This is a genomic window from Bdellovibrio sp., assembly GCF_047637665.1.
Lineage (GTDB): Bacteria > Bdellovibrionota > Bdellovibrionia > Bdellovibrionales > Bdellovibrionaceae > Bdellovibrio.
The window spans coordinates 107,604-124,008 of sequence record NZ_JBLJBT010000026.1 but is presented as its reverse complement, the minus strand read 5'-3'; the positions used below and the strand labels follow the sequence as shown (position 1 = coordinate 124,008).

Below are 16,405 nucleotides of genomic sequence, written 5' to 3'. Positions count from 1 at the left end.
GAATCCTTTTCTTAGAGAGATTATTTTGCTATACCTGTGCGTCTAGCTTTAGCAACATTCTAGAGCAATTTCAATATAGAGAGCGTTTAAAAATGCAAAGCAGCTTCTTGTTAGGTGTGAGTGTCGGAGAATCCTTCGCAGAATACTCACTCATGTCGGATTCCAAGCCCGTGGCTCAGAAGAGAGTGTATCTCTCTCGCGAAAACCTCAAACAATCACTCAGTCAATTCATGACTGAACACGCCGACAAAAAGCCCCAGCATGCTTTTATCAGCCTGCGCCTGCCTAAAAAGCTTTTGGATTACAACCTTAGCGGTGCCGTGGCCCATATCACGACGGAGGGTTTTGAGCATTGGCTTGACGTCTGCGGAGACGCCAATCACAAACTCACCAGCAAAGATCTGCTTTTTTCGGTGCGTGAAAGAATTTTGGCTGATGGCAAAGTCGACGTGGCACTCCAAGAAGAAGAACTGGACGCCATTGCCGCAAAACTGCAACTGATCGAATGCAAAAAAGTCTGCCTGCACTTCCTTCACTCTTCTCTGAATCCGGTCCATCAAGAGAAAGCCCGCTTGTTCTTGCAAAAAAAAGGATTGGACGTTTTCACTCCCGAAAAGACCGACACCCCGGATGAGGTGGCGCGCTGGAACAAAAATGCTTTAAATGCGACCATCGCCGGCGTTTACGCCGATCGCAAAGAAGAAATCCTCAAAGCGCTCGAAGGTTTTTTGGATGCGGGACACATTTATTTTCTCGACTCTGTGGGAAAAATTCATTCAGGTGAAAGCTCGGGGCAGGTCGACAGTCTTTTCTCTGCCGCCACCGCGTTGGGTTTGAGTGTGGGAGTCCCCGCCAAAGCCAGCGTTTTGTATTTAGGGCTAGAAAATTTTCTTTTGATCTCAAGTGGCACGTGGAACTCCTCGTGGAGCAGCCCCTGGGGACCTTTGGCGGTGAATCACTTGCAGACAAAAATGTTAGGTATTCAACCAACTTTGGGCATCCATCTTAATGAGTTCGGTCGCTTTGATTTCACGACTCACCAAGAAGGCTGGGAACCCGGCCCCATGTTTTTAGGACGAGGACAAAAACTCAGTCTGTTGGATCTGTGGTCTGAAAACGCCAAGCTGACAAAACTTCAAGGGTTGGAAGATCGTTTTTCAGCCCAAGGAATTCAGCGCGCCAAGAACTCGCTTTTTGCGATTTCCAAGATCAGTCGCACACGTGATAACGATCTCAATCACATCACGAAGGAAATGCAAAGCCTCAGCATGCAACGCTTGGCTATGGAAGCCTTCATGCTTCGCGAGACCGAAAAGATGATCGTCACAGGCCCCTTGGCCTCGGTCTTCGCCAATGCCTTTAAAAAAGATCCCCATACCGTGATCGAAACTCAAGAGTTCAGCGAATCACAAGCGATTGCCTTGCGCGGATATCAAGTTTTGCAGGAGACCTTATGAGTTATCACATCGAACTTTTCCACTCCCTGCTAAACGAATTTCTGCAAGGGGAAGCCGCTCTCATGACTTTGGACGGAGACGCCTTGGCCGTGCGCGGAAATCACGCCGTGACCTACGGGACTTTAGCAACAGCAGCCTTAACAGCTTGCAAATATCTCAAACTTCAAGAGGGCGATATTGCCCTGCTTAATGACCCTTATAGTGGCGGAAGTCTTCTCAGTGAAATGACCTTTGTCATGGCAATTTCAGAAGACCTTTTATGGGTGACTCGTCGTTCTTTGGATAAAGCCGTTAAAATCGCCAAATCGATTGAAGAAGAAGGCTTGCGCATTCCACCGACACCTCTGCGCCAAAAAAATCAACTCAATGAAATGATCTTAAGTGCCATGCAGGCTCACCCGTCATGCCCGCCTCATTTTGTTGAATGGCTTAAAGAACAGTGCGCTGAGATGACGGTGAAGGCGAAAAAACTTTTTGATGTGCTTGAATACACCGGCTTCACCATCACCGCAGAGCTAATCGAAGAATACCTTGAGCTTTCCAAACAATCAGCGTCTCAAAAAGTCAGTGAACGAGCTTCCGGCGAAGCGCGAGTGGATGTGGTCCTGGATAGCGGAGAACTTCTGCGTCTGAACATGGAAATCCACGACGGTCGCATCAGCATTGACTTCGGCGGCACCAGTGGCGCAAAGACGGTTTCCTTGACCGAGTCCGCAACCTACGGCGCTTGTTTCCGTGCTTTAAGCTGTTTTTATGGCTTCGAGAATATTGCGAACTCAGGATCCTTTTCGATTCTGCAAATTTCCAAACCTGCGGGATGTTGGCTGGTAGGCAAATACCCAGCACCAACATACAAGGGAATGACTTGCGGAGTTGCGGCCATTGAAACCGCCGTCGAGTTGGCTTTAGCACAGATCCATCAAAAACAAGAAAAATCCTTAACCAACCATTGTGCTCTTCGGTTTGATCTCCTTCATAAAGAAAGACACACCCTTCTGACCATGCCCGGGGGCCAAGGGGCACAGGCGGGAAAAGATGGACAATGTGCCCATCTTCATTCGTTTTCCCTAGAACAGGTCGAACGCGACTTTCCGGTGAAATTTCTGCGTGTCGACCAACGAGTTTCCACTGGGGGTAAAGGTAAGTTTAATGGCGGCCGGGGGCTGATTGTTAAACTGGAGATTCGCGAAGACATGCAGGCTTCCTGGATGACAGATCTCACCTTGCATCGTCCCCGTCTTCCCAAAAATTGTTCACATGGTGATCCCAGCGAAATGTCCATGGAACGTGAAGGGGATCACAAAAGCCTTCCCGTTTTAGGACAACAATCCTTTAAAGCTGGGGATATTATCACACTTTGTTCAGGTTCCGGGGGCGGTTACGGGAAGGAATAGTCTTCAGACTATGTGTCACTTCACAAAGCCGCCTAGGAAGAGTTTGTCTTCAGTGATATCATGATCACCATGAAATATCTTATTACTCTTATCGCAGTTTTCATCGTCGGTCTTGGATCTCTTGCTCAGGCTAAGACCGCAAAGAAAGGATCCTCTGTGGACGCAACAGAAGTGGCCTATTTAGCTGGTGGATGTTTTTGGGGAATGGAAGATCTTTTACGAAAATTTCCCGGAGTGATCGAAACTCAAGTGGGCTACATGGGCGGAGAGACCAAAGAGGCCACTTACAATATTGTTAAAACTGGTACCACCAATCACGCTGAAACCGTGAAGGTGATTTTCGATCCACGCAAACTGAAATACGAGGACCTGCTTCTGTTCTTCTTTAAAATTCATGACCCGACAACGACCAATCGCCAAGGCAATGACGTCGGAACCCAATATCGCAGCGCTATTTTTTACACCTCGAAAAATCAACGGGACGATGCGGAACGAGTAAAGATTCGTGTCGAAAAATCAGGAGCCTGGAAGGCCCCAGTGGTTACGCAGATAATGAAAGCCGGCGAATTCTGGAAAGCCGAGGAATATCATCAAGATTACCTACAAAAGAATCCCGGCGGATACACCTGCCATTTCGAACGGAAGATTCAGTTTTAGTAATCTAGGTTACATATCTGAAAGGTCCCTTTTTCCCCGTGCAACTTGCTTTTAGACAAAGTATTGCAATGGAGTAAGTAAGGAAAGGGACCTTATGAAAGCATTGTTGAGACATCTTTGCTTCGTCGTCATCTGCGGAACCTCCATCGGCACACCTCCGGTTCAAGCTGCGACCTTGTCATTTCGTTCTGATTATTGGTGCCCCTATGTCTGCGAGCCCAACTCATCACGCCCTGGATACATGGTGGAAGTACTTCAAAAGATTTTTCAAAAACACGGCCACACCGTTGATGTGAAGCTGACCAACTGGGTTCGGGCAATCAAAGAAACGCGAACCGGCAAGGCTCAGGGTCTCCTTGGAGCCCGTCGGGCCGACGCTCCCGATTTTATCTTTTCCGAAAAGTCTCTCGGCATCACCAAGAATGTTTATTTCACCCACAAAGATTCTTCATGGACCTACCAGGGGCGCCAATCACTCCAAGCCGCCCGTATTGGCGTGATTAATGGATATTCTTATGGCGACAGTATTGATCACTTGATTCAGACTCGCCATAAATCTTTCATTCCCTTTTCCGGTGAACGCCCTTTAGAACAAGTCATCAAAATGCTTGAAAGTGGGCGCTTGGATGCTTTTATTGAAAACCCATTGGCCTTACACTATGCTTTGAAAAATCAGAACCTCCCGACCGAGACACTGAAAGTGGCCGGCTGGGTGAGCGCCCAAGATCCTTTTCTTTTTATAGGTTTTACTCCGAACAACCCCGAGTCGAAGACCTATGCCACGATAGTGACAAAAGGAATTCAAGAGCTCCGTCGCAATGGAAACCTGAAACGCATTCTTGATAAATACAATTTAGAAGACTGGGAAAACTCACAGCCCCTAGCGCTCGGTGCTCTTCACGACTTTAGCCCCCGTCTCCTCAAGAGCCCGCTTGATCTTCTCCACATGTTCAATACTGGAAGTCTCTAAAACAAAGTCGATACGGGTTTCACGAAGAGACAAACCCTTGGAAACGCGGTCATGGCGAACTTCTAAAATGTTCGCCTTCTGCGTGGCAATGGCTTGAGTGAGTCGACTGAGATTCCCTGGCAGGTCATCCACGATCACCGAAAGCTCACAGAGACGACCGCGCAGAATCTGGCCTCGATCAATAATCTTAGACACAATATTTAAATCAATGTTGCCACCGCTAATGATCACGCAACACTTCTTACCCAGATTCAAAGAGCGCGACATCACGGCGGCCATCGCGGCGGCCCCAGAACCTTCAGCCACGGTCTTGGCTCTTTCCATCAAGAAAACAATCGCTTCAGCGATCTCATCATCGCTGACGGTCACGACCTCATCGACATATTTAGAAATAAAGTTTTCATACATGACTTGAGATGGATTTTTAATCGCAATCCCGTCTGCAATCGTCGCTGCTCGCTTTGTCGAATTGGGAGCCAACGGCTCTTTCTTAAAGAGGTGAGCCATTCCCGGAGACCGATCGCTCTGCACCCCAATCACTCGCACCTTGGGATTGATCGACTTAACGGCCAAGGCGATCCCACTGATCAAACCTCCGCCGCCAATGGGAACAATCACGGTGTCAAGATCAGGAACCTTTTCAAGAATCTCAATCCCAATCGTGCCTTGCCCGGCAATAACAAAAGGATCTTGGTAAGGATGAACAAAAGTATAACCGCACTCTTTTTCAAGCTTCTGGGCGTATTCAAAGGCCTCATCATAAATTTCACCTTTGAGAACCACCTCGGCGCCATAGGCTCGAGTGGCTGACGCCTTGCTGATAGAAGCATTTTCCGGCATCACGATCGTCGCCTTGACCCCCGCCAACGTCGCCGACAAGGCCACCCCTTGGGCGTGATTGCCCGCTGAACTTGCCACGACTCCGCGGGCTTTTTCATCCGGAGTTAAATTCGCAATTTTGTTATAAGCTCCACGAAACTTAAAACTTCCTGTGCGCTGAGTGTTTTCAAATTTAAAGTAGATGTCTGTATGGATGAGTTTGCTGGCACTGATGGAGTGGCTCATCTCGGTCGAAGAAATAACATTTTTAAGAAGCTCACGAGCTTTTTGGATATCTGCGAAAGTGACTTTCATTTTAAACTACGACTCCCAGTACGCCGTTAACCCCCAAACCGGGGGATACTCTTTGTGAGGTAACAAGGACTCGTGGGCCTCGGAGTGCCGCTCACTGGAGTAAAAATTCGAGTTATCTAGACCCATGGCCTTACTCTCGTCGAAAAAATAGAAGGGCGCAAGGTGCTTTCCACAACAATCACAGGCCGTGACAAGATCGTCTTCCGCACAATTAGCCGTACCGCAACGATGGCAAAGTCGATAGTGAATCTTCGAACTCATAGAGGCTCCTGATTTGAGTGGCTTTTCTATCTTAGGTCTTGCCAACAGAGACAGCAAGAGGGGGTCTCAATTTAAGCTATTGATTTCAGGACACAATCTGACCAATGACTTTTCGCGTTATATGCGTTTTGAGTCACTCTGACTCACGCCCGAAACTCTTTCGTGTTTTCATCTATTTTTGATTCACCTCACGACCTCCTGCAGAGAAGCACCGAAGCTAGTCCCTCGGCTGTTCGAAGACTTTTCCTCCGAGGGGCCTAGCCTTGGCGCTTCCATATGGTTCGAGCAGGAAGCAAATCTTAGACAACTCTGCCAAGACAAGATATTTTGGGAAGATCGTGAAAGGGTATTCATGGAAACGACTCTCGTTAAATCGCTTTTTAGAGAAACAGACAAATTTATCGGCCAAGAAGTGCAACTTTCGGGTTGGGTACGCAAGATCCGCGACCAAAAGAACTTCGGCTTTATTGAATTGAATGATGGCACCTTCTTTAAAGGTGTTCAGGTCGTTTTCGATACAAATCTTTCTAACTTTGAAGAGGTGGCGAAGCTTTCTATCGCCAGCTCCATATACGTGACAGGTAAGGTGGTCCAATCCCAAGGGGCTGGACAAACCTTTGAAGTGGTCGCCTCCAAAATCGACATCTACCAAAAGGCGGATTTGGAATATCCGTTGCAAAACAAACGACACAGCTTTGAGTTCTTGCGCGAGATTGCTCACCTACGTCCTCGCACCAATACATTTTCTGCCGTCTTCCGGGTGCGCTCTGTTTTGTCTTACGCTATTCACAAGTTTTTTCAAGATCAAGGTTTCGTGAACGTCCACACGCCTATCATCACAGGTTCTGATGCGGAAGGCGCCGGGGAAATGTTCCGCGTGACCACTCTGAAGCTGGATAAACCTCCCCGCAAAGAAGATGGCAGCATTGATAGCAGCCAGGACTTCTTCGGAAAAGAAACGAACTTGACGGTCAGTGGACAGCTTAACGGCGAAACCTACTGCGCGGCTTTCCGCAATATCTACACTTTCGGTCCTACCTTCCGTGCGGAAAACTCGAACACGTCTCGCCATGCCGCCGAGTTTTGGATGATCGAGCCTGAGATCGCTTTTGCGGACTTATCTGCAAATATGGAATTGGGTGAAGCGATGATTAAATACATCATCCGCTACGTCATGGAGCAATGCCCGGAAGAAATGGAATTCTTCAATCAGTTCGTGGAAAAAGGGCTCTTTGATAAATTGAACAACGTCCTTAACAACGAGTTTGGTCGTGTGACTTACACCGAAGCCATTGAGATTTTGCAAAAGTCAGGGAAGAAGTTTGAGTACCCTGTGCAATGGGGTATCGACATGCAATCAGAGCACGAAAGATATCTGGCGGAAGAACACTTCAAAAAGCCCGTGTTCGTGACGGATTATCCAAAAGACATTAAGGCTTTCTATATGAAGCTCAATCCGGATCAAAAAACGGTGCGCGCCATGGATCTTCTGGCTCCCGGCATCGGCGAAATCATTGGCGGCTCTCAACGTGAAGACAATTTGGAACTATTAGAAAAGCGCATGAAGGAAGTCGGGCTTCATCCTGAAGACTACTCTTTCTATTTGGATTTACGTCGTTATGGAAGCTTCCCTCATGCCGGTTTCGGTTTGGGTTTTGAGCGCATGATGATGTACTTAACAGGCATGACGAATATTCGCGATGTCATCCCATTCCCACGTACGCCGAAGAACGCTCTCTTTTAGTCGACCTACGTCTAGTTTCCCGACTCCTAGCCTCCTTCTTCGGAATAAATGTCCGAAGAGGGGTTTAGGAGTATCAATTTGAATTTGTTGAATCGTTTTTTACGCACATCTTTGGCTCTTATTCTGACGGCAAGCTCGGCCTTGGCAGCTCCTGAAGAATTGCAGGAACTCGTCGTCACGGGAGACCTCAACGGTCGTTCGTCCTTGGACTTCCGCTCCGGCTCAAAAAACGTCCAATTTCTAGTTCCTGAGGGTTCTGAAGGAACGGTCATTGAAACTCGCAAACTCAGTCGCACAGGTTCTTACGGCATCAAAGTTCGCATCTCGAAGGTCGGCGCGACCAAAGCGAAAAATACGCCCAAAGTGGGCGACGAAACATGGGTGTACTTTTCTCAGAAGGACCCTTGGTTAACTCTTAAAGATAAAGAGGGGTCCGAAGTTCAAGATCCCGAAGTCGCTCTCACCTCGCGTGCTAAACGCGCAGGTGAGGGTATTCCAGCCTCCGAAGGCGTGAATCCCCGACCTCATCTTCCAACAAAAAGCGAAGTTTTGCGCGAGCAGAAGCCCGAAAAATCAGAAGATCCCAATTTAGCTCGCTCGACGGATCCGAAAAAAACCGAGGCTGGCTTCTGTATCGACTGCCCTACCGGACAACCTGGGACAACAGAAAAAAATCGCAAAGATCTTGAAGCCCTCGGCACAGAGTTAAGAGAAAGGCCACAAACGCCTTCCACAACTCCCGCAGTCCCTGACGAAAAGTGGAGCAACTATCCCGAAGTGGCTAAGTACGCCAGCAGCCCTGAAGTGGATAAATCCATTCGCTATGGAATGCGCAATAAGGAACGTCGTTCAAAACGCCTTTGCTATCGCTACGTGAAACGCTCTTTGCTCGGAGGAGACTTAGTCGATGATTATCTTCCCGGAGGAAAAGCGGTTCATGCTGTCGGCGATTTAAAACGACGTGGTTTCATCAACATGATGGACGACCCTCGATATAAAAATCTGATTAAAAATCCTTCGGATGCACCTAAAGGGGCGGTGCTTATTTACCGCCATGGAACACAACGCAATCATGCGGGTCACATCGAAATTAAAACGGACTGGGGCAAAAACGGAGGTTATGTCAGCGACTTCTATCGCGACGATGACTCCCCTCTTTATAATCGAGTCCTTGTCGGAGTCATGATTAAGGAGAACCCATGAGAAACACCCTCCTCATCACATTGATGCTGAGCCTCTCATTGGTGGCTGGTGCCGCTAAGGCGGCAACATTGAAGGATTCTTTAAAGACGCTTCAGACTTACGCGGAAAAAGAAGAACACACCTCCTCGGTCAAAACCCAAGAGGTCCTCAAAGTCATTGATCAAAGTGTTACTGCTATCATTGAAGGTAAAGAAAAAGCCTCACCTGAATTTATGAAAGCCTTGGCTCGCGCGGCGGTTCTGACGTTTGATTCAGACCCCTCCGAAGCCGCTGGTGAACTCCTTTTACCTCTGCAAAAAAAGAACAAGAAAGCCCTTGAAGAGGCCATCAAATCTTTACCTAAAAAAGACGCTGACAGCCTCAGAGAATCCTTAAAAAATGCCGCTCGCGAAGAGACTCAAGGGAACGGCTAAACCGACGCAATATCAATGAAGGACTTCACTTCCAGTGAAGCTCCCCCGACTAAAAAACCATTTACGTGAGGTTGTTGAATAAGACCGGCAGCATTGTCAGGTTTCACGCTGCCCCCGTACAAAATCGGTGTCGTCTCAAATCCCAAAGCTTTCAGAATCCCGAAAACATCTGTGTGAGTTTCAGCGACTTGCTCTGGAGTGGCCACTTTTCCCGTACCAATCGCCCAGACCGGTTCATAAGCAACGACAACAGGTTTAGACTTATCCGCCTTTGCCAATCCCAAGTGAAGTTGTGTTTCCAAAATGCGGAAGGTGTGAAGCCCTTCACGCTCTTCCAACGTTTCACCGATGCACAACATCGGAATCAAACCGAGGCTTTGCGCGAAAGCCACTTTTTCAGCGATCGCAGCATCTGTCTCGCCAAAGATCTTACGACGTTCACTGTGCCCAATCAGAACATAACTGCCGCCCAGTTCTTTCACCACTTGCGCCGAGTTTTCACCGGTGAAGGCCCCCTGAGCCTGAGAATAACAATTTTGCGCGCCCCATTTGATGGCGGTTCCCGCAAGTGACGTACTGGTCGCTTCCAATGAGATTGCTGAAGGAAAAAAAACCAATTCGCCCGTGGCCTTGTGACTCACTTCTTTAAACTGCGTGAAAAACTCGCGGGTCTCTTTCGGTGTTTTAAAGAGTTTCCAGTTCGCGGCGAAGATTTTTTTCATGGTTGCTCCAGAGTAAGTATCTTGAATTCAGAAGAGGCTGTCTTTACAGCTGCTCTCGGAGGGCTGTTTTTCTTTCCGTCCTGAGAGGCCTTCCTGATGGCCGTCGTGGCCATCAGGGAATGTGTCTTGGGGTTTCCCCCAATACGCGATCTATCGTTTCGATCTTAGAATCTCCAGGCCGGGAAGTTTGTCCCCTTGAAGATACTCCAAAGAAGCGCCTCCGCCCGTGGAAATATGAGTCATCTTGTCGGCATAACCAGACACTTCAGCGGCTGCGGCAGAGTCCCCACCGCCGACGATTTTTGTAGCATCACTTTCCGCAATGGCTTTAGCCACTCCGAAAGTCCCTTTGGAGAATGCTTCTGTTTCAAAGATTCCCATCGGACCATTCCAGAAGATCGTACCAGCTTCGTGCAAGGCCGTTGCATAAGCGCGCGTTGTTTGTGGACCGATATCCACGCCCAACTCGTCTTCGCCGATCACAACGTCTTTTGTTGTTCTGGCACCGGCTGTATCCGTGATAGATTTTGTCACGACATGATCCACCGGAAGCAAGATCGTCTTGTCACGAGCTTCAATACGCTCGATCATTTCTTTAGCGTATTTCAACTTGTCATTTTCCACCAAGGACTTCCCAACAGGATGCCCCATCGCTTTTAAGAAAGTGTACGCCATCGCGCCACCGATGATGAAACCATCCACGATGTCCATCAGTCTTTCGATAACGGCGATTTTGTCGGATACTTTTGCCCCGCCCATCACGGCCAAATAAGGACGCTTGGGGTTTTGCAAAAGGGAATCCAGCATATTGATTTCTTTTTCAATCAAGAAACCAATGCCTTTGTCCTTCATCACAGAAGGCAAAGCATGAATCGTCGCATGGGCACGGTGGGAAGCACCGAACGCATCGTTGATGTAAATATCGCTATAATTTGCGATCTTTTGCGCGAACTCGACGGAATCTTTCGTTTCCCCTTCTTCAAAACGCACGTTCTCAAGAAGGATCAACTGATTCTTTTTCAAAGATTGAAGCAAGTGTTTAGGCGCATCAGAGTCTGGTTCTTCGACTAAAATCACTTCGGCATTCAGAAGTTCCTGCAGACGTTTGGCCACCGGCTCTAAAGAAAACTCTTTATCGTCCTTGCTCTTGGGGCGACCCAAGTGGGAGGCCATCACGATCTTTGCACCCTTTTCCATGCAGTACTGAATGGTCGGCAAAGAAGCCTTGATGCGATTTTCGTCTGTGATTTTTCCGTTCTCCATGGGAACATTCAAATCCAAACGCAAGAAAACCACTTTTCCCTCAAGTTCAAAATCACGAACTGTTTTAATGCCTTTAAGTCCGGTAGCCATTACAGACCTTTCTTCGCCATGTGAAGAGCCACGTCGACCATGCGGTTTGAGAAACCTGTTTCATTGTCGTACCAAGCAAGAACTTTCACCATGCGAGGTCCCACCACCATTGTTGAAGCCAAATCCACGATGGAAGAGTACGGGCTGCCGTTGAAGTCCACGCTGACAAGCTCTTTGCGCTCAACAGCCAAGACTCCCTTGAGTGAGCCTTCAGAAGCTGCGATCAAGGCTTCGTTAACAGCTTCCTTCGTAAGATCTTTCTTCGCTGTGAAAGTGAAATCCACCAAAGATACATTCGGAGTTGGAACACGGATAGAGATACCGTCAATGCGTCCTTTCAACTCAGGCAAAACAAGACCCACGTTTTTCGCAGCACCTGTTGTTGTCGGAATCATGCTCACCGCCGCCGCACGAGCGCGACGCAAATCTTTGTGAGGAGCATCCAAAATTTTCTGATCGTTCGTGTAAGAGTGAACAGTCATCATCGTGCCATGCTCAATGCCGAAAGTCTCATTGAGAACTTTTGCCAAAGGCGCCAAACAGTTGGTCGTGCAAGACGCATTTGAAACTACTTGATGCTTTGCTGGATCGTATGCCTCGTGATTGATTCCATACACCATCGTGATGTCGGCACCTTTTTCAGCGGGGCCAGAAACTAACACACGCTTTGCTCCACCGTTGAGGTGTTGAACAAAGTCAGCCTTGTCTTTGAAAGCACCTGTGCACTCAAGAACGATGTCCACGCCCCATTCTTTCCAAGGCACTTCCGCCGGATTGCGCGTTTTAGAAACATGAACCTTCTTGCCGTTCACAATAAGATCGTGACCTTCTGTCGAAACATCGGCATTAAAAATGCCATGGGCCGAATCATATTTAAGCAAATGAGCATCACCTTCGATACTGTCCAAAGAATTGATTCCGACGATGTCGAGTTTCTCAAAACCCGCACGGAAAAGTACACGACCAATACGACCAAAACCGTTGATACCAACGCGCAATTTAGACATGAGTGAGCTCCTTGTTTTAAACCCACCCAATATCGGCTTTTAGAGACTAAAAAGCCAGTCTAGACACTGGTTGTCATAGACTGGCTTTGAATGAAAAAACCTTAAATTTCAGGCTTAGTAACGAGTCACACTCAAAGAAGGGTATGTCTCGTTGGAAATCGCTCTCACAAGGACGTCGGCCACCCCGCCCATAGACTCGGCACGGATGTCGATCACCTGGATACGTTCGCCCAGATTCAAGCTTTCAGAAACCGCTGTATCCCCGGCATAGAACGTCGGAGTTCCCGTCAATTCACGGATTTGCACACGACGATTGGATTGAGTGTACAAAGAAGCCTCATGAATCTTCACACCCGCCGCCAAAGCACGCACTTCAAGGCGCTCCAAAGAAATCGGCGTTCTCAGTGTAATACGGAACCACTCACCACCCGTGCGACGAGTGATCTGAGTCAACTGAGTTGTCCCCTCAAAACGCGACTGAACTGGGGCCGGAGGAGGAGGAGCTGGGCGAGACGGAGTCTCTGGATAACGAGGAGGTCGAGAGGGCTCCTGACGACCAAAACCACCGCCAAAACGAACTTCAGTTTCGCGAACTTCATACCAAGATCCATCGGGACGAGAGCACGCCACTCCCCGAGTCTCTTCTGTACGATCGCGAAGATAAATCACACTTTGGTATTCACGGCAGTATTCGCCCGTACGCTGGTTGTAACCCTCACGAGTTGTCGTAAAGCTTCCACGAGCGCCCGTGCGAGAACCATAACTGCGACCATCCCAATCACGGCGGTCCCCCAAACGGTCATTCAGGGCACGGCGTTGGGCCTCTTCCAAAGCACGGCGATCGGCTTCATCCAGATCTTTACCCACTTTTCCACCGATCATCGTTCCCGCGATAGCACCGATAATGATCGCAGCCTTATTCCCATTTCCTTTTCCGATATTAGAGCCTACAGCCGCACCGATGATGCCGCCGATGATATTTCCGACGGTCTCTTTGTTCGCGAAGGCCGGACTTGTATATTGTACAAGAGAGGTAACAATTAAGGTTCCAACGACAAGATTCTTTTTCATTTAAACTCCCTAAATTAGTTCCGTATTAAATTCGCAAACCCATATTCCAAGTTCTGTGCCAGCGAAACAGGGCCAAAAAGGCCCTACCTCACATTGGTAACGATGTCCTTCATTGTCGTGTAGTGTTTATAGACAACAGATCCGTATGAAAAGCTATTGCGTCTTTGTTCAAAGTATCTGGCCAACTCAAATCTCTCGTTCGCCCCCATTCTGAAGACAATTTGACGAAGATTGTTTTCCGACAAAAGCGCCGCCTTCGTCACCAAATCACCAAAACCATTATAGGGAATCGAATTATATGAATGTTTACCCTGTTTTGAGGCGAAGGATTCCATATCGACGTCAATCTCGCGGAAAGATTTTCCTCTCAATAACACCTCCTGCTCAAAGAACTGGGGAGCTTTTGTGAAAATCTTCGCCGCCAAACCTCGGAAGGAATTATAAGGCACAGAGTTGTATGAATGATTATTCATTTTGGATATATAGGACTCACCCAACAGCGTAAGCTGTTCTGACGCTTGAACATCACACACAAAACTGTCATCCAAAGCGCGATCCATGGCTCCAAACATAGCTTTACCAATCTCTGAGTAGGCGTTGTACTGAGTGGAGTTGTAAGTGAAATTATTCATCTTACGGAAGTACTGAGTTCCCAGCTCCTCCAATTTAGCCAAAGAAGTGTCTTGAGCCTCTCTGGATTTGCCAATTTCCACCATGCGAGCCGCGACCGCCTTCAGCTCTCGTTCCGCCATATTGTATTCAGGAGAATTATAGTTTGAATTGTTTTTGCGACGAGACCATTGCTCCATATCCGCGTCTAAACGATTGAGTTCATAACTCACATCTCCACGACGACTGCACTCTCCGCCATTACCGGCATTATCCAAAAGAAGTAGTGGACGAGATTGATTTGAAAATGCGGAAACTCTGATATCAGCAAAGGCACCATAAGACTCTGCCCGAATATCCAATGCCACAATCGCTTCACGCAGATTCAAGTTTTCAGAAACAGCACGCGAACCGGCGCCAAAAACCGACGTATTCTGGAATTCGCGAATTTGAATTCGCTGTCTGCTGGTCGTGATCACGCTGGCTTCATGAATTTTCAACTGCGCCGCCAAAGCCGCAACCTCTACTCGTTCCAAGGTGACGGGCGTTTGTAAATTGATGCGATACCATTCCCCACCACCACGGCGAGAAATACCATTGATCTGCAAAGTCCCCTCCTGCAAAGACTGCACAGGCGGAGGCGGAGGAGGAAGTTGCGGATTCTCGGGATAACGAGGTGGACGAGACTCTGGAACTGAGTTGCCTCCACCAAAGCGCACTTCGGTTTCCCGAACTTCATACCAAGAACCATCACGACGAGAACAAGCGACACCGCGAGTTTCTTCAGTGCGGTTATTGACCGAAATCACGCTGGTGTATTCACGACAATATTCTCCAGTACGACTATTATAGCCTTCACGAATGGAGGTGAAGCTTCCACGAGCTCCGGTTCTTGAACCATAAGAACGCCCGTCCCAATCCGTACGACGTCCCAACTGATCTCGCAGAGCACGATCCTGAGCTTCGGCAAGTGCGCGGCGATCCGCCTCATCCATATCCCGACCTACTTTACCGCCAATCATCGTTCCGGCAATGGTTCCAAGTATAATCGCCGCCGTATTGCCGTTGCCCTTACCTATCTGCGAACCAATCACACCACCGACGATGCCACCAATGATGTTGCCGACACTTTCTTTATCTGCATAGGCTGGAGAAGCCGCCTGCATCACCGTTGTCGCCACAAGAGTTCCCAAGATCAGTTGCTTTTTCATAATAACTCCTTGAAATTTCACAAATGAAACATATCTAAATAAGGTTACGGGAGTTTCTTCAAATCTGAAACATCCAGAAACCCGTCATAGTAGCCACTTCTCACCACCAGAACTTTTCCATTGGCAAAAACCTCTTTCACCAGCCCCGGACTGTTGTAATAAGAGACTTTATCGCCCGCACAAATTTTATGCTTCGGCAAGCATTGAACGGATTTCGCGACATCCTCTAACGCGACAAAAGAGTCATGGTAGCCATCCCGTCGCAACAGCACTTGTTTATTCGCAAAAAGTCCGACGACGGTTCCGATTGATTGGTAGTAAAAAACACGGTTTCCAACGCAAACATCTCCCAGGCAGTTCACGGCCTTGGCCACCTCCGTCGCCTCGACAACGGAATCGTAATAGCCAGATCGCTGAATCACAACTTTGTCATTAGAATACATTCGCAGAACCACACCCGCAGAACTATAATAGACGATCTTGTCACCTTCACAGATGCGTCCCTTCGAATCGCACTTGGTTCTCTTAAAGAGATCTCCCACATCGACAACAGAGTCATAATACCCTTCGCGACCGATAATGACCTGGCGATTATCAAACAGACTCTTGATGGTTCCAGCGGTGTTGTAATAAATAACCTGATCGCCGGAACAGAGCGATTTCAAACAGCGAACCGCTTTACCTAAAGACCGTTCCTCCACAAAACTGTCATAATAACCATCTCGAGAAATAAGAATCATTCCATTGGCAAAAGCCTCTTTCACTTTGCCCAAGGCGGTTGCATAGATCACCTGATCATTCACGCAAAGACGCCCCGAACGCTCACACCGCACTGACTTTGCAAGATAGGATTTTTCTACGGCGACATCATAGTATCCGTCTCGAGCCAGAAGAACCTTATCATAAGGTAAAAAGGACTTTACGGTTCCGACCCAATTCGCATAATAGACTCGATCTCCAATGCGAAGCTCTTTTGACTCAACTTCACGACTTTCCGGGGCCCGTGGGACTTCTTCGCTCTGAGCAGAGGGGGGTACGGTGGAGGGCGTGTTCCCCGCAGACACGGCGTCGTCACTTTCCCAAGGATTGGGAAGATCCGTGATAATATTCGCATAGGCCAGATTCTGCACCAAAGACAGGCCCACCAAGACACTCGCGAGAATGGAACGTTTCATACTGACTCCACAATTTATAGATCC

The 16,405-nt window shown here is 48.2% G+C and carries 15 protein-coding genes; 7 read left to right on the top strand and 8 right to left on the bottom strand.

The features are described from left to right. Positions 1–92 precede the first annotated feature (92 nt). The 4 genes from ACM64D_RS08700 to ACM64D_RS08685 all read left to right on the top strand — a co-directional run bounded on the left by ACM64D_RS08700 (position 93) and on the right by ACM64D_RS08685 (position 4,478). A complete protein-coding gene (locus ACM64D_RS08700) occupies positions 93–1,457 on the top strand; it encodes a hydantoinase/oxoprolinase N-terminal domain-containing protein (protein WP_415062813.1) in 1,365 nt (454 codons plus the stop codon). Further along, complete coding sequence (locus ACM64D_RS08695; protein WP_415062812.1) at positions 1,454–2,851, top strand: hydantoinase B/oxoprolinase family protein; 1,398 nt, start codon at positions 1,454–1,456, stop codon at positions 2,849–2,851. Before ACM64D_RS08700 ends, ACM64D_RS08695 begins: the two co-directional genes overlap by 4 nt. Positions 2,852–2,920: 69 nt before the next feature. Continuing rightward, positions 2,921–3,508, top strand: coding sequence for a peptide-methionine (S)-S-oxide reductase MsrA (gene msrA / locus ACM64D_RS08690; protein WP_415062811.1), 588 nt, complete (start codon positions 2,921–2,923; stop codon positions 3,506–3,508). Positions 3,509–3,602: 94 nt separating this feature from the next. Then, the gene (locus ACM64D_RS08685) at positions 3,603–4,478 is read left to right on the top strand and encodes a substrate-binding periplasmic protein (protein ID WP_415062810.1); all 876 of its coding nucleotides are present in this window, start codon (positions 3,603–3,605) and stop codon (positions 4,476–4,478) included. Here the strand turns inward: ACM64D_RS08685 and ilvA are convergent. Then, positions 4,389–5,612: a threonine ammonia-lyase gene (gene ilvA, locus ACM64D_RS08680; RefSeq protein WP_415062809.1), complete on the bottom strand. Its 1,224-nt coding sequence runs from the start codon at positions 5,610–5,612 to the stop codon at positions 4,389–4,391. The two genes, ACM64D_RS08685 and ilvA, sit on opposite strands and share 90 nt — an antisense overlap. A gap of 6 nt (positions 5,613–5,618) precedes the next feature. After that, complete coding sequence (locus ACM64D_RS08675) at positions 5,619–5,873, bottom strand: hypothetical protein (RefSeq protein ID WP_415062808.1); 255 nt, start codon at positions 5,871–5,873, stop codon at positions 5,619–5,621. Positions 5,874–6,225: 352 nt separating this feature from the next. Between ACM64D_RS08675 and asnS the strand changes: the two genes are divergently transcribed. From asnS to ACM64D_RS08660, 3 genes are all read left to right on the top strand, one after another. Then, a complete protein-coding gene (gene asnS / locus ACM64D_RS08670) occupies positions 6,226–7,617 on the top strand; it encodes an asparagine--tRNA ligase (RefSeq protein WP_415062807.1) in 1,392 nt (463 codons plus the stop codon). 78 nt (positions 7,618–7,695) lie between these two features. Then, on the top strand, positions 7,696–8,820 hold the full coding sequence (locus tag ACM64D_RS08665) for a hypothetical protein (RefSeq protein ID WP_415062806.1): 1,125 nt from the start codon (positions 7,696–7,698) through the stop codon (positions 8,818–8,820). Next, positions 8,817–9,233 carry a hypothetical protein gene (locus ACM64D_RS08660; protein ID WP_415062805.1) on the top strand — a complete coding sequence of 139 codons (417 nt, stop codon included), beginning with the start codon at positions 8,817–8,819 and terminating at the stop codon, positions 9,231–9,233. Before ACM64D_RS08665 ends, ACM64D_RS08660 begins: the two co-directional genes overlap by 4 nt. Here the strand turns inward: ACM64D_RS08660 and tpiA are convergent. The 6 genes from tpiA to ACM64D_RS08630 all read right to left on the bottom strand — a co-directional run bounded on the left by tpiA (position 9,230) and on the right by ACM64D_RS08630 (position 16,381). Further along, complete coding sequence (tpiA, locus tag ACM64D_RS08655) at positions 9,230–9,955, bottom strand: triose-phosphate isomerase (protein WP_415062804.1); 726 nt, start codon at positions 9,953–9,955, stop codon at positions 9,230–9,232. The genes ACM64D_RS08660 and tpiA overlap by 4 nt on opposite strands. 150 nt (positions 9,956–10,105) lie before the next feature. After that, positions 10,106–11,308 carry a phosphoglycerate kinase gene (locus ACM64D_RS08650; RefSeq protein ID WP_415062803.1) on the bottom strand — a complete coding sequence of 401 codons (1,203 nt, stop codon included), beginning with the start codon at positions 11,306–11,308 and terminating at the stop codon, positions 10,106–10,108. After that, positions 11,308–12,315 (bottom strand): type I glyceraldehyde-3-phosphate dehydrogenase, encoded by a 1,008-nt coding sequence (gene gap, locus ACM64D_RS08645; protein ID WP_415062802.1) that lies wholly within the window; start codon positions 12,313–12,315, stop codon positions 11,308–11,310. Before gap ends, ACM64D_RS08650 begins: the two co-directional genes overlap by 1 nt. Positions 12,316–12,429: 114 nt before the next feature. Continuing rightward, entirely contained in the window at positions 12,430–13,386 is a 957-nt protein-coding gene (locus tag ACM64D_RS08640; protein ID WP_415062801.1) for a beta-sandwich domain-containing protein, read from the bottom strand. Positions 13,387–13,469: 83 nt separating this feature from the next. Then, a complete protein-coding gene (locus ACM64D_RS08635) occupies positions 13,470–15,206 on the bottom strand; it encodes a beta-sandwich domain-containing protein (RefSeq protein ID WP_415062800.1) in 1,737 nt (578 codons plus the stop codon). Between the two features lie 44 nt (positions 15,207–15,250). Further along, on the bottom strand, positions 15,251–16,381 hold the full coding sequence (locus tag ACM64D_RS08630) for a hypothetical protein (protein WP_415062799.1): 1,131 nt from the start codon (positions 16,379–16,381) through the stop codon (positions 15,251–15,253). Positions 16,382–16,405 lie beyond the last annotated feature (24 nt).